Annotated in this window: 16 protein-coding genes, 1 rRNA gene and 1 pseudogene; 8 read left to right on the top strand and 10 right to left on the bottom strand. The window is 39.8% G+C overall.

Features of this window, described 5'->3' with window-relative positions:
- Nucleotides 1–8: 8 nt before the first annotated feature.
- Nucleotides 9–2674: pseudogene (locus tag BW139_RS12765) on the top strand (ATP-binding protein).
- Between the two features lie 129 nt (nucleotides 2675–2803).
- Complete coding sequence (gene add / locus BW139_RS12760; RefSeq protein WP_076919928.1) at nucleotides 2804–3805, top strand: adenosine deaminase; 1002 nt, start codon at nucleotides 2804–2806, stop codon at nucleotides 3803–3805.
- Nucleotides 3806–3874: 69 nt separating this feature from the next.
- Here add and BW139_RS12755 read toward each other — a convergent pair whose 3' ends face one another.
- From BW139_RS12755 to BW139_RS12735, 5 genes are all read right to left on the bottom strand, one after another.
- Nucleotides 3875–4288, bottom strand: a complete 414-nt coding sequence (locus BW139_RS12755) for a CBS domain-containing protein (RefSeq protein ID WP_008468590.1) — start codon at nucleotides 4286–4288, stop codon at nucleotides 3875–3877.
- A 161-nt stretch (nucleotides 4289–4449) separates the two neighbouring features.
- Nucleotides 4450–5163 carry an NAD(P)H-flavin reductase gene (gene fre, locus BW139_RS12750; RefSeq protein ID WP_076919927.1) on the bottom strand — a complete coding sequence of 238 codons (714 nt, stop codon included), beginning with the start codon at nucleotides 5161–5163 and terminating at the stop codon, nucleotides 4450–4452.
- Nucleotides 5164–5257: 94 nt separating this feature from the next.
- Nucleotides 5258–6724: a 4-hydroxy-3-polyprenylbenzoate decarboxylase gene (gene ubiD / locus BW139_RS12745; protein ID WP_076919926.1), complete on the bottom strand. Its 1467-nt coding sequence runs from the start codon at nucleotides 6722–6724 to the stop codon at nucleotides 5258–5260.
- A 71-nt stretch (nucleotides 6725–6795) separates the two neighbouring features.
- The gene (locus tag BW139_RS12740) at nucleotides 6796–8826 is read right to left on the bottom strand and encodes a methyl-accepting chemotaxis protein (RefSeq protein ID WP_076919925.1); all 2031 of its coding nucleotides are present in this window, start codon (nucleotides 8824–8826) and stop codon (nucleotides 6796–6798) included.
- A 67-nt stretch (nucleotides 8827–8893) separates the two neighbouring features.
- The gene (locus BW139_RS12735; protein WP_407070242.1) at nucleotides 8894–9184 is read right to left on the bottom strand and encodes an MliC family protein; all 291 of its coding nucleotides are present in this window, start codon (nucleotides 9182–9184) and stop codon (nucleotides 8894–8896) included.
- Between the two features lie 110 nt (nucleotides 9185–9294).
- On the opposite strand from BW139_RS12735, the gene BW139_RS12730 reads away from it, so the two are divergent.
- On the top strand, nucleotides 9295–10206 hold the full coding sequence (locus tag BW139_RS12730) for a DUF808 domain-containing protein (RefSeq protein ID WP_076919924.1): 912 nt from the start codon (nucleotides 9295–9297) through the stop codon (nucleotides 10204–10206).
- Nucleotides 10207–10227: 21 nt separating this feature from the next.
- Here the strand turns inward: BW139_RS12730 and BW139_RS12725 are convergent, their stop codons facing one another.
- Together BW139_RS12725 and BW139_RS12720 are read right to left on the bottom strand one after the other, a co-directional pair.
- Nucleotides 10228–11169: a tetratricopeptide repeat protein gene (locus BW139_RS12725; RefSeq protein WP_076919923.1), complete on the bottom strand. Its 942-nt coding sequence runs from the start codon at nucleotides 11167–11169 to the stop codon at nucleotides 10228–10230.
- A gap of 135 nt (nucleotides 11170–11304) precedes the next feature.
- Entirely contained in the window at nucleotides 11305–13380 is a 2076-nt protein-coding gene (locus BW139_RS12720; RefSeq protein ID WP_076919922.1) for a TonB-dependent siderophore receptor, read from the bottom strand.
- A gap of 193 nt (nucleotides 13381–13573) precedes the next feature.
- Between BW139_RS12720 and dbpA the strand changes: the two genes are divergently transcribed.
- A complete protein-coding gene (gene dbpA, locus BW139_RS12715) occupies nucleotides 13574–14962 on the top strand; it encodes an ATP-dependent RNA helicase DbpA (protein ID WP_036934556.1) in 1389 nt (462 codons plus the stop codon).
- Nucleotides 14963–14971: 9 nt separating this feature from the next.
- Here dbpA and BW139_RS12710 read toward each other — a convergent pair whose 3' ends face one another.
- Nucleotides 14972–15553 (bottom strand): DNA-J related domain-containing protein, encoded by a 582-nt coding sequence (locus tag BW139_RS12710; RefSeq protein WP_008109066.1) that lies wholly within the window; start codon nucleotides 15551–15553, stop codon nucleotides 14972–14974.
- A 170-nt stretch (nucleotides 15554–15723) separates the two neighbouring features.
- Here BW139_RS12710 and BW139_RS12705 point away from each other — a divergent pair, with 170 nt between their 5' ends.
- Nucleotides 15724–18546 (top strand): tetratricopeptide repeat protein, encoded by a 2823-nt coding sequence (locus BW139_RS12705; RefSeq protein WP_076919921.1) that lies wholly within the window; start codon nucleotides 15724–15726, stop codon nucleotides 18544–18546.
- A gap of 79 nt (nucleotides 18547–18625) precedes the next feature.
- On the opposite strand, the gene rho is transcribed toward BW139_RS12705, so the two are convergent.
- Complete coding sequence (gene rho / locus BW139_RS12700) at nucleotides 18626–19885, bottom strand: transcription termination factor Rho (RefSeq protein ID WP_008109069.1); 1260 nt, start codon at nucleotides 19883–19885, stop codon at nucleotides 18626–18628.
- A gap of 184 nt (nucleotides 19886–20069) precedes the next feature.
- Nucleotides 20070–20396 carry a thioredoxin TrxA gene (trxA, locus tag BW139_RS12695; protein WP_008109071.1) on the bottom strand — a complete coding sequence of 109 codons (327 nt, stop codon included), beginning with the start codon at nucleotides 20394–20396 and terminating at the stop codon, nucleotides 20070–20072.
- A gap of 91 nt (nucleotides 20397–20487) precedes the next feature.
- Between trxA and rhlB the strand changes: the two genes are divergently transcribed.
- From rhlB to BW139_RS12680, 3 genes are all read left to right on the top strand, one after another.
- On the top strand, nucleotides 20488–21765 hold the full coding sequence (rhlB, locus tag BW139_RS12690) for an ATP-dependent RNA helicase RhlB (RefSeq protein ID WP_010392673.1): 1278 nt from the start codon (nucleotides 20488–20490) through the stop codon (nucleotides 21763–21765).
- Between the two features lie 45 nt (nucleotides 21766–21810).
- Nucleotides 21811–23304: a guanosine-5'-triphosphate,3'-diphosphate diphosphatase gene (gppA, locus tag BW139_RS12685; RefSeq protein ID WP_076919920.1), complete on the top strand. Its 1494-nt coding sequence runs from the start codon at nucleotides 21811–21813 to the stop codon at nucleotides 23302–23304.
- Nucleotides 23305–23831: 527 nt separating this feature from the next.
- A 16S ribosomal RNA gene (locus BW139_RS12680) occupies nucleotides 23832–23907 on the top strand; the annotation flags it as partial.

Genomic DNA, 23907 nt, shown 5'->3' with positions numbered 1-23907 from the left:
CGGCGGTTGTGAAAAATGTATTTACACTTTCCTTTAGCCTCGCATGCGCTTACTTCTTTAGCGGTTACCTGAGTAATTTTTTATTTGCTGTTAATGGTTACGCGGTTGCTTCTTGGCCCCCTGCAGGTATTGCACTAGCGAGCTTTTTATTATGGGGGCGTCGCGCTTATGTGGGGATTTTTGCAGGCGCTGCTTTTGTTAATTTAATTCACTTAGACAGTGTTGCTGATATTTTAAACTGGCAAGTATTATTGCAAGCTATTGGCGTCAGCTGTGCTGTATTTTCTCAGGCCTGGCTGGGTGCATTCCTCATTACCAAAGTTATTAAAGCGCCTCTTAATTTATCTTCCCTTAAACTTAGTATTCAAAGCTTGATGATTGGTGGACCGCTGTGTTGCGTCATAGCTGCTGGGTCAGGAACCATTCTGCTTTTTTTTAATCATATAATTAGCTCATCTGCTGCGCTTAGTACCTTTATTACCTGGTGGGTTGGTGACTCAATAGGGGTACTGATTTTTACCCCTTTAGTACTGGCTGTATTTAACTATTCGCAGTTACGTCATCGGCTTCAAGTTATTTTGCCTGCGTTACTTATTTACGCCATTATCAGTGTTAGTTTTTATGGTGCGGCTAGTGTAAAAAACAAAAAGACATTCAAAAACAAGAAGCTAAATTGATGATGACGCAAAGTGCCATTAATCAAAGGTTAGATGAAGTGGCTGCCCATCTATCTTTGTTAGGCGCATTTTTAGCAAGTAGCGAACAAGTTAGTCTTGATGAGTTTAATCATTTTACCTCTAAGCAGTTGAGCTACAGTGAAGAGATTTTAGCGTTAAATTGGGTACCAATCATTACTGCCAATTCTATTAATGAATCTACTAAATGGGACAAAAGTGTCGTTATAAAACAAAGAATGGCGAATGGACAATGGCAAAAAGCACCCTCTAGTAATATTTATTACCCCATAAAATACATTTATCCCTTAAAGAATATGCAAGATCTGTTGGGCTTTGATTTGAGCTCTGATGTGGGTATTCGCGACGCCCTTAATAAAGCAAAAATTCTTAATGAGTTGGTACTGAGTGAGCCATTTAAGCTAGCCCCTACAGACGAGGAATTAAGCGTACTTTTTATTTCCCCTGTATTTGGTGCCCCTGATATTGAAGGTGATTTTAAAGGGTTTGTAATTGCCCTAGTGAGTTTAGCTAAGTTATCTGAGGCACTTTCGTTTGATAGCCGTGGTGAAGTTGCGATTAGTTTTACCGATATAAATAAAACAGATAACCAGCAACCCCTTTATGTAGCAGAACATAGTGCAATGAAGTTGTTAAAAGACTATCAATTGTTAATTGGTCATCAGTTATGGCAAGTAGAAATATACCAGCCTAAGACGCAATCAACCTGGCTAATTTATTGGTTAGCACAAATAGTAGGAATGTTGTTTGTTTGGCTACTGATTATGTTTTTAATTTCAGTGGTAGCTACTAATGTTCGTATACGGGAACAAGTTGCAAAGCAAACACTGACTTTGCGCCAGGAAAAGAAAAAAGCTGATGAAGCCAGTGAGATAAAAAGCCAGTTTTTAGCCAATATGAGCCACGAAATTCGCACCCCAATTAATGGTATTAAAGGCATGCATTACTTAGCACTGCAACAGCAGGACTGGCCGCAAGCAAAAACTTACATAGAGCAAGCTGATGGTGCGGTCAGCGTCTTATTGAGAGTGCTTAATGATGTGCTTGATTTTTCAAAAATGGAGGCGGGTAAACTTGAGTTAGTGCAGGAGCCTGTGGAGTTAAAATCTCTAGCAAAAGAAGTCATGAGTTTAATGCAATTTGAGGTCAGTAATAAGCCTTTGTCACTGCAAGTTGAGGTTGATCATGATGCTCCTTTAGTTGTTAATACCGATCCTATTCGTTTAAAGCAGGTGCTGCTGAACTTATTAAATAATGCCGTTAAGTTTACTGCTAAGGGCAGTGTCACATTAAAGATTTGGCAGTCAGCAAAAATGACTTATTTTAGTGTCAATGATACGGGGATTGGAATTAGTGAGGAGGCACAAAAACAGCTATTTAACCCTTTCTCTCAGGCTGATAGTTCAACCTCACGCCAGTTTGGTGGCACAGGGCTTGGTTTAAGTATTTGTAAAAAATTAGTGGAGCTGATGGGAGGAGCAATTGATTTAAAAAGTAGTGAAGGTCACGGCTCTACTTTTACCTTTAGTTTACCGCTTCATTCTCCGTTACCTAAAGCACAATATTATTCAGGTAAGTTAGATAAAATAGATATAAGCAACCTATCACTGGCGAAGTATCGCTTACTGCTAGTTGAAGATAACCCATTAAATCAACATGTGGCTACGGCTATTTTAGAAACCAAGCAGGGTGTTGTTGATATTGCTAATAACGGACTTGAAGCGATTAAAATGCTAAGCGATAAAAAGTATGACTTAGTGTTGATGGATATTCAAATGCCGCAAATGGATGGCTTACAGGCAACGAAAGTGATTCGTAATGAGTTAGGTTTTTTAGATTTACCTATTATTGGCTTATCTGCTAATGCGCACGAACAAGACGCTAAAAAAGCGGTTAATGTGGGTATGGATAACTATATAACCAAACCTATTGATGCTGATGCGCTGTTTAAAATGATTTGGTTTTATTTATCACGTTAGAGATTAAGCCACTCTTTTATATAAAAAGCAGACATAAGACCTCCTAGCGCTAATTTAAATATTCTACACTTGAAATATTACTATACCTGCGTATCATTCGCGCAATTTTAATTCAACCGAGTAGCTATTATGATCAATAGAAAAATACCTTTGCTAGATATTCACCGTCATTTAGATGGTAATGTACGCGCGCAAACCATACTAGAACTTGGTCGTCAGTTTAATATCGCTTTACCCGCGGACAATGTTGAAGCACTTATTCCTCATGTTCAGGTTATTGATCCTGAACCAAACTTAATGGCATTTTTACAAAAGCTTGATTGGGGAGTGACGGTACTAGGTGATTACGATGCCTGTAGACGCATTGCGATAGAGAATATTGAAGATGCACAAGCGCAAGGCCTTGATTACGTAGAGCTGCGTTTTAGCCCTTATTATATGGCACAAAGCCAAGGCCTACATCCTCAAGGGGTTGTTGAGGCGGTGGTTGATGGTATCCGCAGTGCAACAAAAGATGCTGATATAAAAGCAAACTTAATTGGTATTTTATCTCGTACATACGGTGTTAAAACCTGCCAGCACGAGTTAGACGCGTTACTTGCCTTTAAAAATGACTTAGTCGCCGTAGATTTAGCCGGTGATGAAATTGGTTACCCTGGCGAGCTGTTTGTTGATCACTTTAAACAAGTACGTGATGCGTATTTAGCTGTTACTGTGCATGCTGGTGAAGCGTTAGGTGCGCCAAGTATTTGGCAAGCATTAAACGAGCTTGGTGCAAGCAGAATAGGCCATGGTGTTAAAGCGATTGAAGATCCCAAACTAATGGATTATTTACGCGATAACCGCATTGGTATTGAATCGTGCTTAACCAGTAATATTCAAACCAGTACAGTGAATGATTTAACCAAACATCCACTTAAGCAGTTTTTAGATCATGGCATTTTAGCCTGCCTTAACACGGATGACCCAGCTGTTGAAGGCATTGAAATTGAGTACGAGTACGCAGTGGCAGCACCAAAAGCAGGTTTGTCACAAGCCGATATGGAAAAAGCGCAAGCGAATGCGCTTGAAATTGCCTACTTAAGTGACGCTGATAAAAGTGCACTTAAAGCCAAAGTAGCACAGCGTTAAATTGCTTATATTAACCTGAACTCTGGTTAAGATATTTATTAACAATGCCACTGTTTACAGTGGCATTTTTTATATGTGCGCATTACAACTAACGTAATTATTATAAAGTGCTTTTAATATATCGGCACGGCTGATCATACCTACCACTACACCGCCATCGATTACGGGATAATTTTTAGGTTTACCGGGCTTCATTTGTTCTGCTAATTCCATAATATTGGTATCGCCGTGCACGGTTACCACATCTGTTTGCATCAACTGCGATACCTTAACCATACCATCACAAAAATAACTGCTTTGCATTAAGGGTTTAAGTAACTCCTGTTCTGAGATAAAGCCAACAAGCACCTTATTATCATCAAATACCGGTGCGCCAAGTAGTTTAAATTTTTGTAGCTCAGCAATGGCTGTGGTCATTTCTGTATTAGGGGTGATATGAGGCAACTTGTGTTGCATAAAATCTTTTACTTTTGTATTTAACATTTAGGTTTCTCCCGCTTAATGTTCTATACAAAGTATGGTTTATAGATTGGATTTTAGGAAATTGTTTATGTTGATGAGCTTAATAGGTAATAACAATCATAGTTCTAGCAATTAAAACAATTAAGGCACCCTAAGGTGCCTTAAAAATAATGCATTTGCTTTTATTTTATAAAAGCAAATGCATCCGCGTACATGTTTTCGCGAATGGCGCCATGATTTATAAAATCATCACGTACTATGCCAATCATGTCAAAACGACCTGCCATATAAATATCGTAAGGTTCTAACGACATAATATCGTTCATCACCGCTTTATGTACATAACCAGTGTGGCCAGTCCAGCTGTCGGTAGGATGTTCTACTACAGGAATAAATTTAAAGTTTTTACGGCTATCTGCCCATGCTTGCATTTGCGTATGAGCATACAGCGCCGACTCTTCTTTTACACCCCAGTAAAATAGCACCGGGCGCTCACAGTTGATTTCAGCTAAATGCTCAGCCATTGACTTTGCGTAAGAAAAACCAGTACCGCCGGCGAGTAAAATAATTGGACGCTCGCACTGCAAACGCAGCTGAGAAATACCTAAACCCGCTTCAATAGTTACGGTTTGGTTATCGTTGTGGGCACTACGAAGGTGCTCTAATGACTGCATCGCATAAGAGTCTGCGTTTGATGCGCCAATGTGTAATTCTAAAGCATCCGTTTGTGAAGGGCGACTCGCGATTGAAAACGCGCGTTTATCTTTCTCACCTAAAACCAATTGTAAATATTGGCCAGCTTCAAATGCTACAGGCTGTTGCGGCTTTAAAATAACTTTATGAACAAATTCTGTTAGTGGGCTGATAGAGACAACTTCAGCGAGTAATGTTTGCATGTTTTACCTTAAATTAGCGGATACGCACTTTATTTGAGCAATAATAGCATATCCGCAGGGTGAGTTTATAGCCTAGGGCCCTAGACCAAAGTCGTTAAAGAATATCTAAGCTATCCCAAAGTTCATCAACGCGATCTTTAGTGGCTTGATCCATGACAATAGGTTCGCCCCATTCGCGAGTTGTTTCACCTGGCCATTTATTAGTTGCATCCATGCCCATTTTTGAACCTAGGCCCGATACGGGCGATGCAAAATCTAAATAATCAATTGGCGTGTTTTCAATTAACGTCGTGTCGCGCGCAGGGTCCATACGAGTAGTGATAGCCCAAATTACATCGTTCCAATCTCTAGCGTTAATATCATCATCACAGACAATAACAAACTTAGTGTACATAAATTGTCGTAGGAATGACCAAACTCCCATCATTACGCGCTTGGCGTGACCTGGGTATTGTTTTTTCATTGTCACCACAGCCATGCGGTAGGAACAACCTTCTGGCGGCAAATAAAAATCGACAATTTCTGGAAACTGCTTTTGTAAAATTGGCACGAATACTTCGTTTAGTGCCACCCCTAAAATAGCCGGCTCATCCGGCGGACGGCCAGTAAAAGTACTATGATAAATAGGGTCTTTACGATGTGTAATATGGGTGACCGTCATGACTGGGAAATCATCGACTTCGTTGTAGTAACCTGTATGATCGCCATACGGACCTTCCGGTGCCACCTCTCCTGGCATAATATGCCCTTCAAGTACGATTTCTGCACTGGCTGGTACTTGTAAGTCATTCGAGATTGACTTAACTACTTCAGTTTTACTACCACGTAGTAAACCGGCAAAGGCATATTCGCTTAATGTATCTGGAACGGGAGTTACAGCGCCTAAAATAGTTGCAGGATCTGCACCTAATGCCACCGAAACAGGATAGGGCTGGCCAGGATGCTCTTTACACCACTCTTGAAAATCAAGCGCGCCACCGCGATGAGATAACCAACGCATAATGATTTTATTTTTACCCAATAGCTGTTGGCGATAAATCCCTAAATTTTGGCGCTTTTTATGAGGTCCTTTGGTAACGGTTAAACCCCAAGTAATTAAAGGTGCAGTATCGCCAGGCCAGCAGTGCTGAATAGGAAACTTAGTTAGATCAACGTCGTCACCTTGTAAAATAATTTGTTGGCAAGGGGCTTTTTTAACTTCTTTGGCCGGCATATTAAGTACTTGCTTGAATACCGGAATTTGTCCAAGCGCTTCTTTAATACCTTTTGGTGGCTCAGGCTCTTTTAGAAATGCGAGTAATTTTCCTACTTCACGTAATTCACTCACATCTTCTTGGCCCATACCCATGGCTACACGCTTCGGGGTACCAAATAAGTTAGCTAAAACGGGAATGTTGTACCCTTTAGGGTTTTCAAATAATAAAGCAGGGCCTTCGGCACGCAGTGTGCGGTCAGCAATTTCGGTCATTTCAAGATACGGGTCAATTTCTTGGCTGATGCGTTTTAACTCGCCTCGTTTTTCAAGTAAATCGATAAAATCGCGTAGATCTTTGTATTTCATTGTGGGCCGTTACTTAGCAAAAAGTTAAAAGTATTATACCCAGTTCATACAAGCCAAGTCATTAGCTGCGCTTAAAACTTAAAGCGCTCTACTGCACCTTTTAATGAGTGTGCAAGTTGATTAACGTCTTCACTTTCGCTTGCTAGGGTCGTCGCATTGTTGGCGTTTAAGGTGGCCTGCTCGGTTACCTTAGCCATTATTTGTTGAATATCGGTGCTGTTTGTAAGTTGTTCATGTGAGGCATGAGCAATCTCTTTACTCATAGCATTAACCGATACCAGAGTGCTTTTAATACGCTCAACGGCACTATTTAGTTCAGTGCTGTTTTCAACGCAGTGCTTAGCCTGTTGTTGCCCATCATTTATTTCAGTTTGAGTGGTTTGAGTATGCTGCTGTAGTGTGTTGATCATGGTGGTAATTTCGCTTGTAGAGCTTTGCGTACGAGCTGCAAGCGAGCGGACTTCATCCGCTACTACGGCAAATCCGCGACCATGTTCACCGGCCCGCGCCGCTTCAATTGCGGCATTAAGTGCCAGTAAATTTGTTTGCTCTGCAATACTGCTAATGGTATCGACAATGGCGCCAATTAGTTGCGTATATTGCGCTAATTCTTCTGTACTGCTTACTGCTCTATCTAAGCGGCTTAAAAGTGCCTCAATGCTTTGGCTATTATTGTTTGCAATGTCGTTTACGTCATTAGCAAATTGCGAGGCATTAGTAATTTCATCTGAAGTGCTTTGCGCTTGCTCGTATACGGCTTGTGAGCTTTGTAACATTTGCTGCGCTAATGAGGTTGCTTGTGCACTACGTTCCAGCTGTTGCTTAGCAACAATGGTCATTTGCTGGCCTTTTTCGCTGGTTTGAATCGCTGAATTATCGAGTTCGTAAGCGTCGTTACTAATGGCTTTTATTAAGTGAGTTAAATCATCACAAAGCTTATTAGTGTTGTGCATTAGCGTACCAAATTCATCTTTACTGTGGGGATTGCTACGCTGAGAAAAGTCACCTGAGGCTATGCGAGCAAGTTCTTTATTCACCTTTTTAAGCGGTTTTAGCATGGCGTTAGTAGTAAATACTGAAATAATAATCAGCAATGCAATTAATACAAACGCAATAATAATCACTAAGCTAGAGCCGGTATTAATCGCTGATTTAGCGCTATCTTGTAGAAAGTTAAAGCGCGTGTCAGCCAGTTTATTAAGCTCAATCAATTGATTTTCAATACTAATAAAGGCGTTTTGAAAGCTTTCAAAACGCTGATCAACTTTGTCTTTATTATTGAGCACAGTATTTTGCAATGCATACAGCCCATTAGGATTATTTAATAAGCTACTTAAATCATCAAATGCTGTAATAAGCTCATTTGTGTTGAGTTTATTAGCAATTGGGATGGCTTGTTGCTCTAAGTAACTAAGATTAGATTTAATATTGTCGAGTAAAAAAGAGGTATCTTGCTGATGATCGTTTATATTTTCTGACGTGGTTATTTGCCCAATTCCTTTGACATTATTATTTAAAGTAAATAATAAATCATCAACACGAGTCGCTGTGCCAAATACTGCATTCAAAAGTGATTGCTGGTTGCTCGCCACGTTTATGAGCTCTATATCAAGTAAGCGGTTACTGAGTTCACGAAGTTGTTCATTAAACGTAATTGTTAGTGCTGCGGCTGAGCTTTGCGCCTTAAAGCGTTGCTCTTTTGCTGCAAGCATGTCGTTGCTTATTGTATTTAGCTTGGTGAAGTCATTATTAATAGTAACGAGTAATGTTTGCATGCCTTGCTGCTGGGCAACTTGCGCTTTGAGTGTTTCTAATTTACTAAAAAACTGCGTTTGTTCGGCGTGCGCCTGTTTTTTATTTTCCAGCAGTAAATTAAGTTTAGTTTGGCTATAAGCAATGGCATTAAATTTAGTAATAGAAAGGAGTGATAAGCGCAGATCTTTACTCGCTTGTTGTACAGGCACTGCCAAGGTTTCTATACGCGTGTTAGTAGTACTAATTTGATTTAGCGACCAGTAAAAAAATAGACTGCTAGTAAGCATTAACAAGCCAATGGCTGAAAAGGCTAAAATTATTTTATGTTTGATGGCAAGAGATTGCATAACTTTATCAACAATATTAAGACTTTTGTTAGTGTAGCAAGTTTTTTAATTTGATGTTAGTTATTGGTTAATTGCTGCTGCATTGGTATTTTTTGCCGTTAATTATTAGCATTGCTTGCTCTCCTTTACTCCAAAATAACACCTCTTGATTAATGTATTTACTGCCTGAAGCACTTACCTCATGATTCAACATATAATCATGATCATAAAAGCTCAACTTTGCTTGTTTGTTGCTAATAATATCAAGTTTTGCAGGTGCGTTATCGCATATATAGTTATTAATGCTTGGCTGCTTATTGCATGCAGTCAGGACTATTAAAGCAATAATAACGGTAGTGTGTTTTATTGGTTTCATCATTTATCTGTTTAATCGGCTGTTAATTAGGAGCTTAGCAAAGCTAAATTAACCGTTGGTGAAAATATAGCTTTACGTTATGTTTAAGATCTTATTTTTAGTTAGGAAATTTCATGGCTGGCAGCAACCTTTTAACATTATTGGATGATATAACGACTCTGTTGGATGATATTGCGACCATGAGTAAAGTTGCGACAAAGAAAACAGCCGGAGTGCTTGGTGATGATTTGGCACTTAATGCGCAGCAAGTTACAGGGGTCACTGCCGATAGGGAGCTGCCGGTAGTATGGGCGGTAGCAAAAGGGTCGTTTTTAAATAAAGCGATATTAGTCCCGGCTGCGCTATTAATTAGTGTGTGGTTGCCTTGGCTAATTACCCCCCTTTTAATGATAGGTGGCTTATTTTTATGTTTTGAAGGCGCAGAAAAAGTATTTGCTCGTTTTTTACCTCATCATCAAGAAGCTATAGAGGATGGTGAAAATTTAGATTTAGCAGAGTATGAAAAGCAAAAAGTTAAAGGGGCAATTCGAACTGATTTTATTCTTTCCGCTGAAATTATTGTTATTACATTAGGTACGGTCGCAGGGGCGACATTAATAAACCAGGCGCTGGTATTGAGTGTGATTGCCATCATCATGACAATTGGCGTTTATGGATTGGTAGCTGGGATTGTAAAACTTGATGATGCAGGTTTATATTTACTTAATCAATCCAAACTTTCCGCAAGTAAGTTTAAAGAATTACTCGGCAAAGCCTTATTAGCTGCAGCCCCACGGTTAATGCAATTTTTAGCCTTTGCGGGCACGGTGGCAATGTTTTTAGTGGGTGGTGGAATTTTAGTACACGCAATTGAGCTTTTGCATCATACCCAAGTGGATGTAACTCATTATGCGCAGTCGGTTGCTGGTAGCACGGGGGAAATACTAGCCCCTTTAGTATTTGACGGACTGTTAGGAATAGGTGCTGGTTTGGTTATTGTGATTGCGCATGTCGCTTATACTAAGTTATTTAAAACAAATAATTAGCTGTGGTAACGCTACTTTATTTTATTCGCACTGAGTTGTTTTACATAGTTGCTCAAGTTCGTATTTAGCTTTGCTATTACCTTGAGCAATGGCTTTTTTATACCAATAAATTGCCTGCTGAATGTTCTTTTCTGTACCTTGTCCATCACGATACATTTGAGCAAGGTTTAGTTGACCCCATTGTGAGCCTGAGTTTGCTGCCAGCTTAAAGCTTTCAAGCGCTTCGTTATATTGCTTATCTTTATAGTAAATAATCCCTTGCTGATTATTCTCATCGAGCTTTAAGCCTTTATAAAGAGGCTTAGGTTTAGGTGGAAACATTACAAACCCGCCATAAAGCGAATATGCTTGTGGGCGTAGTACGTCAAATATAATGTCATCTTCGTATAAACGTTTTATTTCATTACGAGGCAGGGTAATAGTTCGAGAAGAAAAATAATCTCTTTGTACTAATAAACTTGCACGCATCGCTGCGGTAATGGCGCTACTGCGTTTATAGCTGTAATTACTTACTTGAAACGTTATAAATTGCTCATCAAAGCTTAGCACTTGCGCAACTTTTAAATTAGTGAGTGTCCATGGTTCGTGAGTGAATTTATCGGCTTTAACTAAATAGGTATCATAAGCTTTTGGGGAGGTTAAATAGCTTTGTTTTAGTATTTCAGTGTTGAGATGCTTTTGGTAAAAAAATAACAGCCCCCATAGTAATAAAATTAATCCAACGCAGTATTTTGGTAGGCTAAGCTTTTCAAGCAGAGGTAACGTTTTAATATTGATAGCCTCACTATGTCCGCATTGATAGCACTCGCGTTTATAACTTAACTTTATCGGAAATATAGGAAAAATGGTAAAGCGTAAAAAGCGGCTTTGATTAACTAAGTGATAGCTGTTGCTGTTGCAGCCAGGGCAGCACTGAACGTGTGTAAAATGAGGAAATGACTGGCTAGTATTGAAAAGCAACATAATAAGGCTCCTTGTTAATTTACAACTTTAGAGCAAGTGATAAATTAGTAAAGCAGCAAACTGTAAGTAATTATGTCATAAAGGATTAGTTTATATAGCCCATACTTTTTAATATGGGCTTTATAAAGAATGAGCTTAGAAGCTAAATTGTGCGGCTAAACGCACGCTTGTGCCTTCACCTACGGTAACGTTATTTAAACCGCCACCGGCTAGGTAGTTTTTATCAAATAAGTTCTCAATGTTTAAACGTAAGTTAATATCTTTGTTACTTAAGTTAAGCTTGTAGGTTGCGCCAATATCAACACGCGTATACCCCTCTTTTGTTACGGTGTTAGCGTTATCGGCAAAACGTTCTCCTTCGTAAAACGCACCGGCATTAAAAGCAATAGCGTCGTTGAGTTCATAACGTGTCCATAAAGAGGCAGACCATTTTGGAGCATCAGTAGGGCGTTTGCCTTCTAATTCTTCATCGCGCTCATAGTTAGCATCTAAATACATGGTTGATGCCATAACAAATAAACGGTCAGTAGCGGCACCTTGAGCTGCAAGCTCAAAGCCTTTATGGCGTTGCTCACCTGCCTGTGTGGTGATGCTGGTTATATCACCGATAGGGTTAATAAGATCTTCGCTCACTAAGGTACCTGTTTTGCTAATATCAAATAAGGCACCGCTAAGCATTAATCGGTCATCAAACAGTTGCCATTTTACCCCAACTTCCTTTTGCTCAGAGGTAATAGCATCGAGCTTCATGCCATTATTAACATCACTTGTATTTACCAATGTTTCGTTTTGTGGCTCAAACCCTTCTGAGTAACTTGCATAAACAGTTGCAGAGGCATGAGGATGGTAAAGTACGCCAACCTTAGGTACGAACGATTCGTTATTGCTGTTTTCTTTACTTTGTTTATCGTAACGACCACCTAGCGATACTTGCCATTCTGGTGAGAATGAAATTAAGTCTTGGATATAAATCCCGTAATAGTCGTAAGCAGACGAGCTAATAGTGTCATCTGACTTGTAACTTATATTAGGGCGATTAGGCTCATTTTGACCGGCAGAAAAATTAATCGTATCAGCAGATGTACGTAATTGGCCGTAGTAATAATCCAGTGAGTTAGCGCCTACAAGTAATTGATGATGCACACCCAAGGTTTCAAATTCGCCAATGAAGTCAATAAAAGCAGTTTTAAACTGCCAATCATCAAAGCGATCGTAAGGACGTGACTGGTAACTATCACCTTCGATAAAGTCACTTGGCTTACGTGGTGCTGACTCAAAGCGCTGGCGTTCAAATGTTTGTTCGTTGTAGCCTAAATTTACGTGCCAGTGGTCGGTTAAAAATACCTTAAAATCAATACCCATGTTTTCAACAGTAATATCGGTAAAGGCCCATGACATATCACGAATTGTTTTGTCATCGCCAATAATGTTGGCATCATTATCTATCCAAGCGCCAGTATCTAAGCCTGCTTCGTCATCAGTGCGATCATAATGCACGCGCACTAAGGCGTTATCGCTAATATCGTAATCAACCACTAAGGCACCTAAAAAGCGATCGCGTTCACGGTTATCACCGTTTTGGTATTCTCGCCAGTATTCAACATCTTGTTTTACTAATACACCGCGGGCACGTAGATCTTCAGCCTCGGTAAGTGCGCCGCCAGCATCAAGCATAAAGCGAGTTGAACCATGCTGATCAACATCGGCACTGGCATTAAATAACGTTTGCGCAGTCGGTTTTTTGGTTACCATATTCACTAGGCCGCCAGGCCCTGATTGCCCGTATAAAATACTTGAAGGGCCTTTAATAACTTCTACTTGCTCTAAAATCTCAATGGGTTGCTGGTAATGAGACCAATGCTGGTGGCCATCACGCAGGTAGCCGGTTGATGAACTTAATTCAAAACCACGTAAGTTAAACACTTCTCTGTTTCGTTGTTTAGAGCCCGGCGTTAAACTCGCGTCATTACTTAGCACTTCACCTAAGGTTGTTGCTAGTTGTTCATTAACTATGGTGTCTGTAATAACAGTGACTGACTGTGCGGTATCGAGTAATGAAGTAGAGGTTCTCATTGCACCACTGGCATTATCTACTTTGTAGTCGTTGAAGTAACTGCCTTTAACTTCAATACGTTCTATATTTGCGGTGTTGGCAAGTGCATTTGCAGAGGTGCTGGCTAAAAGTGCGATAAAAAGAGGGTTAAGTTTCATTAGTAGCTTCCGGCTTAGGATTATTAGAATAGTAAAACGCCGCAGATCTTAATGAAAATAACTATCATTTGCAATATCTTTATTTGCACTTTTAATCGTGCGTTGTTAATGGTTGCCAATTGTTAATTCTGCTATTATTAGCAGCATATTTATTGAGACTTTTCTCAAGTTATTTTTTGCTATGGAATTTACTGTGACTGCAACTGCTTTTTCATCGTTGGCCTTACCTTCAGGGTTAGTCGATAACTTATCGACACTTGGCTACACCCAAATGACGCCTGTACAGGCGCAAAGCCTTCCGCCTGTTTTAAGTGGCAAAGATATTATTGCCCAAGCAAAAACGGGTTCAGGTAAAACAGCGGCATTTAGTTTGGGCGTTTTAGCCAAACTGAATGTAAAACGCTTTCGTATTCAGTCGTTAGTATTGTGCCCAACTCGCGAGCTTGCAGAGCAAGTGGCGGTTGAGATGCGTAAACTAGCGCGCGGTATTCATAACATTAAGATTTTAACTTTGTGTGGCGGAGTTTCAATTGGCCCACAAATTGGCTCGCTCGAACATGGTGCACATATTATTGTGGGTACACCGGGACGAGTTGACGATCATATTCGTAAAGGTACATTGCGTTTAGATGATGTTGAAACTCTGGTACTAGATGAAGCCGATCAAATGCTTGATATGGGCTTTCAAGACACACTTGATGCCATAATTGAGCGCATTCCAACAAATCGTCAAACGTTGTTATTTAGCGCTACTTTCCCAAAATCAATCGAAGCGATTGCTAAGCGTGTGCTTAGTAATCCAGAAATGATTAAAGTAGAAGAGCAGCAAGAAAAAAGCACGATTAAGCAATACTTCTACAAGATGGATAATAATAAACAGCGCTATCCAACGCTTAAGCTGCTACTTCTTAAATTTACCCCGCAAAGCTGTGTGGTGTTTTGTAATACTAAGGTTGAAACACAGCAAGTATGTGATGACTTAGCTGATGAAGGCTTTAGTGCGGTGGCACTGCATGGTGATTTAGAGCAGCGTGACCGTGAGCGCACATTGATTCATTTTGCCAACAAAAGTGCGTCTATTTTAGTGGCTACTGATGTAGCGGCGCGAGGCTTAGATATTGATGACATGGATATGGTGATTAACTATCACTTAGCTCACGATCCACAAACCCATGTACATCGTGTTGGTCGTACCGGACGAGCAGGTAAAAAAGGGATTGCGTGTTCTATTTACGGTGAAGCAGAGCAATTTAAAGTGGCTCAAATTGGTGACCATTACGAGCGTGACTTTACTCCTGAGCCAATGCCATCATATAACCTATTAGATAAGCCGCCATACAAACCTGAAATGGTGACGCTGATGATAGATGCAGGCAAAAAGCAAAAAGTGCGCGCGGGTGATATCTTAGGCGCACTAACTGGAAAAGACGGTGTTGCTGGGCGCCAAGTTGGCAAAATTAACGTGCTTGATAACGTGGCGTTTGTTGCGGTAGAGCGTAATTCATCTAAGCCAGCGTTACGAAAATTAACCGAAGGCAATATAAAAGGACGTAAAATTCGTGCTCGTCGACTGACACGCTAGTTTTACATTTTAAGATGAGCAACTCGCCTTGAGTTGCTCATACTCTATTTTTAATTGTTTAAACACCTCATTATCACCCCCTTGTTTATCTGGATGATGCTGTACAGCAAGTTGTCGCCAGCGTTTTTGTAATGCCTTTAATGTGACTGGCGGGGTTAATTGCCAACGTGCCAACAATTGTTTTTGTTGCTCATTGTTCAGCGGAATTTCGCGATGGGCAGGCCGACTAAATTGTTGCCAAAAGCTATCTAATAACGCATTGACTTCAGCTGTAGATGTCTCAAAATTTTGCCAGTTTAAGTAATAGTCACGCAGTGGGTCGTTAGGGTGTAGTTGGTTGTAACTGGGATTGTTTACTAGTTCAATATGTAAGCTTTTAACGAGTAATTGCTGTTTTGGCATTAATTGCTGTTGTAGCTGATAAAGCGCATTCATAATTAAAAAATTGCGCTTAAATAGGTCGCGCTCAGGCTCGGTAGCTAACGTATCAAGAAACCCACGTTGTTTTAACTCAGATGCTAAAGTATGAACCATCCACACTTTTTTATTGATTAATAGTTCAAAAATCTCATCTATCAGAGGGTTAAGCATTGTTTACAATCTATTAATTAGTGTATCTTGGATAAATTATCATATACCCAAATAACATGAAACCCCAAGGAGTGGGCGTGAGTGTCTGTTTTGAATTGGTTTAAATTAGATGTTTATACTTGGTTTGGGTGTCATTTTGTTACAGCTAGCAAGGATTTAAGGATATTTTTATGCTGACTCAGTTAAAGCGCATCTGCTTTATTGGCCTTTTGGCTGTTTTAAGTAGTGCACCAAATGACGCTTTATCAAATGAGCAGCCAAGTTTGTTTGAGCAGTTTAACCTTGAACAAACATGGCCTGAAAAGCATCGCCTTGCAACCGATATCTTATCGAACCCTGATGTTCCAAATTTACAACGCATTACTATTTATAGTGATTTAGCTGAGCTGGCGTTTGCGCAGAGTGATTTAGCCAATGCACTCAAATATTTTAAATTGCTAGAGATCAGTAGTACGCTAAAAGATCAGCCTAAGCTTTACTTTCGTGCGATTAAAATGCAAGGAGTTATGCTTTATTATCAAGGGCTAGTGCAACAAGCAGTGGTTGATTATAACCGCGCGTTAAACATCGCTATCACGCTTAAAAACCCGATAAAACAGGCAAATTTACTCAGTAATATTGGGCTTGCTTACTTTGATATGTATAACATGGAGCTGGCTCTTGATTATTATCAGCAAGCCAAAGTCATTTATGAAAAAGAGGGGAGCGCGCAAGATAAAGCCGATATATTACATAATATTGCCGGTATTTATATTCGTCTCTCTCGATATGAATCAGCTCTTGAAATGTACCGTGAGGTTTTAAAAGTTTTTCAAGAACTTGGCGATGAAGATGGTGTTGCCCAAGCATACGGTAATATGGGGGTAGCGTACACAGAATCGAGACAGTACCAATTAGCACTGCATTATAATCAGTTGGCTTTACGTTACTATCAAAGCGTTAATAACGCGTTTCAACTTTCTACCAAACATACAAATTTAGCCACCATCAATCTTAAATTAAATAAATTTGATGTTGCCTTTTATCATGCTAATGCGGGCCAACAATACGCAATAGAAGCGGATAATAAGTCTTTATTAGCGGCAGCGTTACACGTGTTGTCAATTGTTCAATTTGTACAAGGTGATACGCAAAGTGCTAAGCAAACCTCAGAGCGCTCAATTACCCTTGCCAAAGAGTATAATAATGGCATGCGTATTAAAGATGGCTTAGGAATTGAGGCACTGATAAACGCGAGCTTAGGGGATTATGAAAAAGCCTTAAGTTTGCATCAACAGTATGTTGATTATCAACGTAGTGTTAATACCGAAGAAGCCTCAAAAGCGGTTAGTCAATTTCAAATTCAGTTTGAATCAAATCAGCTAAACCAGGAAATTAAGCAATTAAAACAACAACAATACTTACAAGAATTGCAAATAGCTAAGCGTTCACAGCTAACGTTTTTATTGGTGATTGTTGCCATATTGATTTTAATTACGGTAATTGCTGTTTATAAACGCCGCACAGAAAAACAAGCCAAGCTAAAGTTAACTGAGCAAGTTGAACAGCGCACTAAAGAGCTACAAAGTGTGGCACAAGAGCTGCGTGAAGCTAACGAGGTGAAAAGTCAGTTCTTAGCGAATATAAGTCATGAAATTAGAACACCGTTAACTGCGATTTTGGCACAAACTGATGATCTTATCAGTGGTCTATACAAGCCTGAGCAGTTACAAGATGAGCTTAGAGTAATACAGCGTCAAAGTGAGCATTTAAAAAGCTTGATTAATGATGTGTTGGATTTAAGTAAGATCGAAGCCAATCGGTTAGAACTTAATATTAGCTGTTTTGATATCGTGCAACTTATCAACGATATTCACGCTATGTTTTCTCCTCAAACTAAAGCGAAAGGTTTGTCGTTAGTTTTAGAGTGCCAGTTAGATAAATCCTATTTTACACGATTAGATTTAACGCGAGTAAAACAAATTCTTATTAATTTATGTGCCAATGCCATTAAGTTTACTCATAAAGGGCAAGTAACTATTGGTGTTAGTAAAACGGAGCAAGGGTTACTTTTTTCGATTAGAGACACTGGGATTGGCATGAGCTCATCTCAACTTAAACTTATTTTTGAATGTTTTAGCCAAGCCGATAACAGTATTAGTCGACGTTTTGGTGGCACTGGGTTGGGCTTGAGCTTGTCGCAGCAATTAGCGGCGATGATGGGTGGCTACATTAGTGTGCAGAGTGAGTTTAAAAAAGGCAGTGAGTTTTCATTTTATTTGCCCTGTGTACAAGTTGAAGAACAAAAGTGTTACAACGATCAGCAAGCTAAGTCGGGTGACGGGGAGCGGTTATTATCTGGTAAGGTAGTACTTGCTGAGGATCACAGTGATAACCGTAAACTGATCACTCGTTATTTACATTCTCTTGGGCTGGAAGTGATTGCCGTTGAAAACGGTGAGCAAGCAGTAGAACAAAGTTTAAAGCTGTACCCAGATTTAGTGCTGTTAGATATTCAAATGCCGGTTATGGATGGTATTTCAGCGTTTGAACTACTCAAACAATGTGGCTATGAACAACCGATCTTAGCATTGACGGCCAATGCTATGAGCCATGAAATTGATCATTATTTATCGCTTGGCTTTAGTGACTATTTAGCAAAGCCAATTGATAAAGAGTCTTTTTATACTGTACTAGCAAAATACTTAAATGCTGCAAATACTGAGACATCAACTGAAAAAAATCATGTTGATATGAGTGATTTAGTGACGAGCTTTCAACAGAGTTTAGCCGAAGAAAGCGAGCTTGTTGAGCAGCATTTTAAAGATGCAGATTATCAGGCGCTGCAAAAAGATAGTCACCGAGTATTAGGGGCGGCACAAATGTTCGAGTTTAAAGAGATAGCCATAGCTGCGAAAGCGCTAGACGATGAATTGCTTCAGCCACAACTTAATACACAAAAGCTAACTATATTAGTAAATAACTTACAGGCACTGTTTAAACAATACGAATAAATTAATTTACTCTGAAAATAAAAAAGACACCATTTGGTGTCTTTTTTATTTAAAAACGTTTATTTAACCAGTGTTCAGGTTACTGACGTTTCATCGAATCAAAAAACTCATCGTTGGTTTTACTCATCGATAGCTTATCAATTAAAAACTCCATGGCGTCAATTTCTGACATGTCATGGACTATCTTACGTAAAATCCACAGCTTTTGTAGCTCATCAGGCTTAGTAAGTAATTCTTCACGACGTGTACCTGAGCGGTTAAAGTCGATTGCTGGGAAAACACGTCTTTCCGCAATCTTACGGTTAAGGTGAAGTTCCATGTTACCCGTACCTTTAAACTCTTCGTAGATAACTTCATCCATTTTAGAGCCGGTATCAATAAGCGCAGTCGCAATAATTGTTAAGCTACCGCCTTCTTCAACGTTACGTGCAGCACCAAAGAAGCGCTTAGGTTTATGAAGCGCGTTAGCATCAACACCACCGGTTAGTACTTTACCTGATGATGGAATAACCGTGTTATATGCACGTGCTAGACGTGTGATTGAATCAAGTAAAATAACAACGTCTTTTTTGTGCTCAACTAAACGCTTTGCTTTTTCGATAACCATTTCCGCAACTTGTACGTGGCGAGAAGCTGGCTCATCGAATGTTGATGCAATAACTTCGCCTTTTACTAGGCGTTGCATCTCAGTAACTTCTTCCGGGCGTTCATCAATAAGTAAAACCATTAATGTAACGTCAGGATGGTTATGTGTGATTGATTGCGCAATATTTTGTAGCAACATTGTTTTACCCGCTTTTGGCGGTGCTACTAATAAACCACGTTGGCCGCGGCCAATTGGTGATGCTAAATCAAGAACTCGTGCGGTAATATCTTCTTTACTGCCGTTACCACGTTCCATACGAAAACGTTCGTTTGCATGAAGTGGGGTTAGGTTTTCAAAAAGGATTTTAGTGCGAGAGTTTTCAGGTTTATCAAAGTTAACTTCGTTTACTTTCAGTAGAGCAAAGTAACGCTCACCGTCTTTTGGTGGACGAATAAGACCTGAAATAGAGTCGCCAGTACGCATACTAAAGCGGCGAATTTGACTCGGAGATACATAAATATCATCTGGGCCAGCTAAGTATGAAGCTTCTGATGATCTTAAAAAGCCAAAACCATCTTGCAAGATTTCTAAAACACCACCACCGAAGATATTTTCTCCGCCTTTGGCGTGGGATTTAAGAATAGCAAAAATGATATCTTGCTTTCTCAAGCGGGCTACGTTTTCGAGCCCCATGGACTCAGCTTGGTTTACAAGCTCTTTTATAGACTTGTCTTTTAATTCGCGTAAATGCATATTGGTGGGTTCTTTATTACAGTTGTCATACTCAAAATCGCTTTATTAGATCGTTGAGTGAGGTTTGTTGAATATAACTAAGGATTAGTTGGCTTTATAAACTAGCAGGTCATTACAGCAGCGTCCAGTACTTCTGCAAAATAAATTTAAAAAAAGGGCCGAGAGCCCTTTTTTTAATTAACATTTAGATGTTGTTTTCTAAAAACTCAACTAATTGTGTCTTTGATAGTGCGCCTACTTTAGTGGCAGCTACTTGGCCGTCTTTGAAAAGTAGTAGTGTAGGGATACCACGAATACCAAACTTAGGTGGTGTACCTGCATTTTGGTCAATGTTTAATTTAGTGATCGTTACACGGCCATCAAATTCATCAGCAACTTCGCTTAGAATTGGGGCGATCATTTTACACGGTCCGCACCATTCTGCCCAAAAGTCTACTAGTACAGGTTTGTCTGATTGTAATACGTCAGCTTCAAAGCTATCGTCGGTAATTTGGATTATTTTCTCGCTCATTGCGCTCTCCGGTTTAGTTAGGCGAAATATTTAGTGCGTATTTAAACACTCTTGTTTCTTATTGCAAGTTTAAACGTTATGCTTAAACGCTATGACTAAGACACATTTGACCGATAAAAAGTTTTCAGACTTTGCTATTGCACCGGAAGTGGTTGCCGGGTTAACCGAAAGTGGGTTTGAATATTGCACACCCATTCAAGCTAAATGCCTACCTTTTATTTGTGAAGGACGCGATATTGCGGGCCAAGCACAAACAGGTACAGGCAAAACGTTGGCGTTTTTAACTGCCACGTGCCACCGGTTATTACAATCTAGCAAAGCACCTAGTAAACATCCAAGAGCCCTGATCATGGCCCCCACTCGGGAGCTTGCGATTCAGATACACAAAGATGCAAAAATTTTAGCGCCGCACTGTAATCTTAACTTAGGTTTAGTATATGGTGGCGAAGATTACGAAAAACAACGTGCACAACTAGAAAAAGGCGTTGATATTTTAATTGGCACCACAGGTCGCCTAATCGATTTATATAAGCAAGGCTGTTACACCCTTAATGAAATTGAGGTAGTCGTGCTAGATGAAGCCGATCGTATGTTCGATTTAGGCTTCATTAAAGATATTCGTTACATGTTCCGTCGTATGCCAGATACGTCAGAGCGTTTAAACTTATTGTTTTCTGCTACGCTGTCTTACCGAGTACAAGAGCTTGCATTTGAACACATGACTAATCCTGAACATGTGCAAATAGAGCCCGATGTAAAAACAGGTAAACGTATTCAAGAAGAGCTATTTCATCCTTCACAAGAAGATAAAATTAAGCTGTTGTTAACCTTGATTGAAGAAGAATGGCCTGAGAAAGCCATTGTTTTTGCAAATACTAAGCATAGCTGTGAAACCGTATACGCATGGTTAAAAGCAGACGGACATCGCGTGGGCATGCTCACCGGTGATGTTAACCAAAAGAAACGTCAGTCAATACTCGCGCAATTTAGTAAAGGCGAACTAGACTTTTTAGTAGCTACCGATGTTGCTGCACGTGGTTTGCATATTCCAGAAGTAAGTCATGTATTTAATTTTGACTTACCAGATGATTGCGAAGATTACGTTCACCGTATTGGTCGTACAGCTCGTGCAGGCGCTTCAGGTCATGCAATTAGTTTTGCGTGTGAGCAGTATGCTTATAACCTTCATGAAATTGAAGAGTACATCGAGCACAGCATTCCACTATCGCATTACGATAAGAGTGCATTGCTAGATGACTTAACTAAGCCGACTATTCATAGAAAGCGTAATTTTTCCACTGGTCCACGTAATCGTAGTAATAACAACGGACGTCGCCCAAATAATGGTTACCAAAAAGGACGGTCTTAACCGACCGTTAGTTTGATCGTATTTGTAACTAGAGGTTTTTGAACGGTGGGGCAACTTAAACCGCAAAAAAATGTATATGCAGTCATTGATTTAGGCTCAAATAGCTTTCATATGCTTATTGCTAAATCAATGGCGGGCGGCCTGCAAACTATAGGGCGCGTCAAACGTAAAGTAAGACTCGCAGCTGGGCTTGATGATAATAATTTATTGAGCTTAGAGGCTATGCAACGAGGCTGGGAGTGTTTAGCCTTATTTGCAGAGCGGTTGCAAGATATTCCCACGCAAAACATCACCATTGTTGCCACTGCAACACTTCGCTTAGCAACAAACGCCGACGACTTTAAACTACGTGCTGAAGAAATATTAGGGCATAAAGTTAATGTTATTAGTGGCGAGCTAGAAGCGCGAACTATTTATAAAGGGGTTGCGCATACCTCTTCATGTACTGGCAAACAGCTGGTTATTGATATTGGTGGGGCGAGTACCGAGGTTGTTATTGGCCAAGGTTTTGAAGCACGTCACTATAAAAGTCTCAATATCGGCTGTGTGACCTTCCTCGAACGCTACTTTAAAGATTGCCAGTTAAATGAAGCAAACTTTAATGCTGCGATAAAAGCAGCGCGAAATGTTATTGATGAAATAGCACCTGAATATAAAACGGCTGGTTGGCAGCTTGCTTCTGGTGCATCAGGAACAGTGCAAGCTATTCAAGAAATTATGGTGGCGCAACATTTAAATGAAATGCTCACCCTTGAAAAGCTATACAGCATCAAACAACAATCCATAGCTTATAAAACAATAGCTGAACTCGACTTGCCTGGGTTAAGTGAAGAGCGACGGTTAGTGTTTGTATCTGGGCTGGCTATTTTAATTGCACTATTTGAGTCTCTTGAAATAGAACAAATGGGGTTAGCGGGCGGTGCTCTTCGTGAAGGTGTTTTATATAGCATGCTACCGGAGCTTCATAATACCGACATTCGTCAACGTACTATTGATGGTTTTATGAATCGTTATCATGTTGATCAAAAGCAGGCATCTCGAGTAGCAAGTTTAGCATTACTGCTAGCTAATGAAGTCAGTCAGTATTGGTCTATTGAAGCGCAAAGTGGATTGCCGCTTTTAAATGCCGTCGCGCAGCTGCATGAAATAGGTTTATTAATAGAGTATAAGCAGTACCATAAACATACCGCTTATATTTTAGAAAATACCGACATGCCTGGTTTTTCGCAATCAGAGCATAAAGTAATTGTTGCTATAGCACATAGCCATCGCTCAGACCTTCAAAAAGGATGCTTAGATCATTTAGGTGCACATAGTAGTGTTGCTGCGTATATTGTTCGACTATTACGTATTGCTGTTATTTTATCGATGCGCCGACAAGATGACGTGTTGCCAAACTTCAAGATAACAGCTGAGAATGAAGAGTTGGCGATTCAATTTGAAAATAATTGGTTAAAAAACCACCCGTTGATGGCAAGTGAGCTAAATCAAGAGATTAAGTATCAGAAAAAATGCGGTTGGAAACTTAAAGTTAGCTAGTTAAACCTACTTTTGCGCAGTTTTTAGTGGTTAAAATGAGCGTTTAGTCTAAATATCCAGCGAACAGTCATTTATTTCAAGTTTTCTGCAAAAAAGGGTTGATCTGTTTTCGGATCTCCCTATAATGCGACCCCACTGAGACGGCAGAGCGCAACGCATAGCGGGGCACGAACTACTCAGTGAGTTAAGTAAAACTTAGTTCTGAAAACTTTCAAGTTTAACAAAATTAAGTGTTGACAAAAAAATAGGAAAGCGTAATATGCGCAGCCCTAGCGAGATAAAGTTTAACGCTTTAATCGCAACGTTCTTTAACAATATAAAGCAATCATCTGTGTGGGCACTCGTACAGATTGAGTTCTAACAGCCAAGCTACTTAGGTAGTGAGGCAAACAAATTTAGAGTCTCAATTTAAACTGAGTGACCAACAGAATAGTTACTTCGGTAATTATTCAGCACAGTCAATTCAATATCGAAAGATATTAAATAAATTCAGAATTCATTGAGCTGTCGAAAGACATAAAACTTTTTAATTGAAGAGTTTGATCATGGCTCAGATTGAACGCTGGCGGCAGGCCTAACACATGCAAGTCGAGCGGTAACAGA

This window comes from Pseudoalteromonas sp. SK18 (assembly GCF_001974855.1).
GTDB lineage: Bacteria > Pseudomonadota > Gammaproteobacteria > Enterobacterales > Alteromonadaceae > Pseudoalteromonas.
This window is presented reverse-complemented; position numbering and strand designations above follow the sequence as displayed.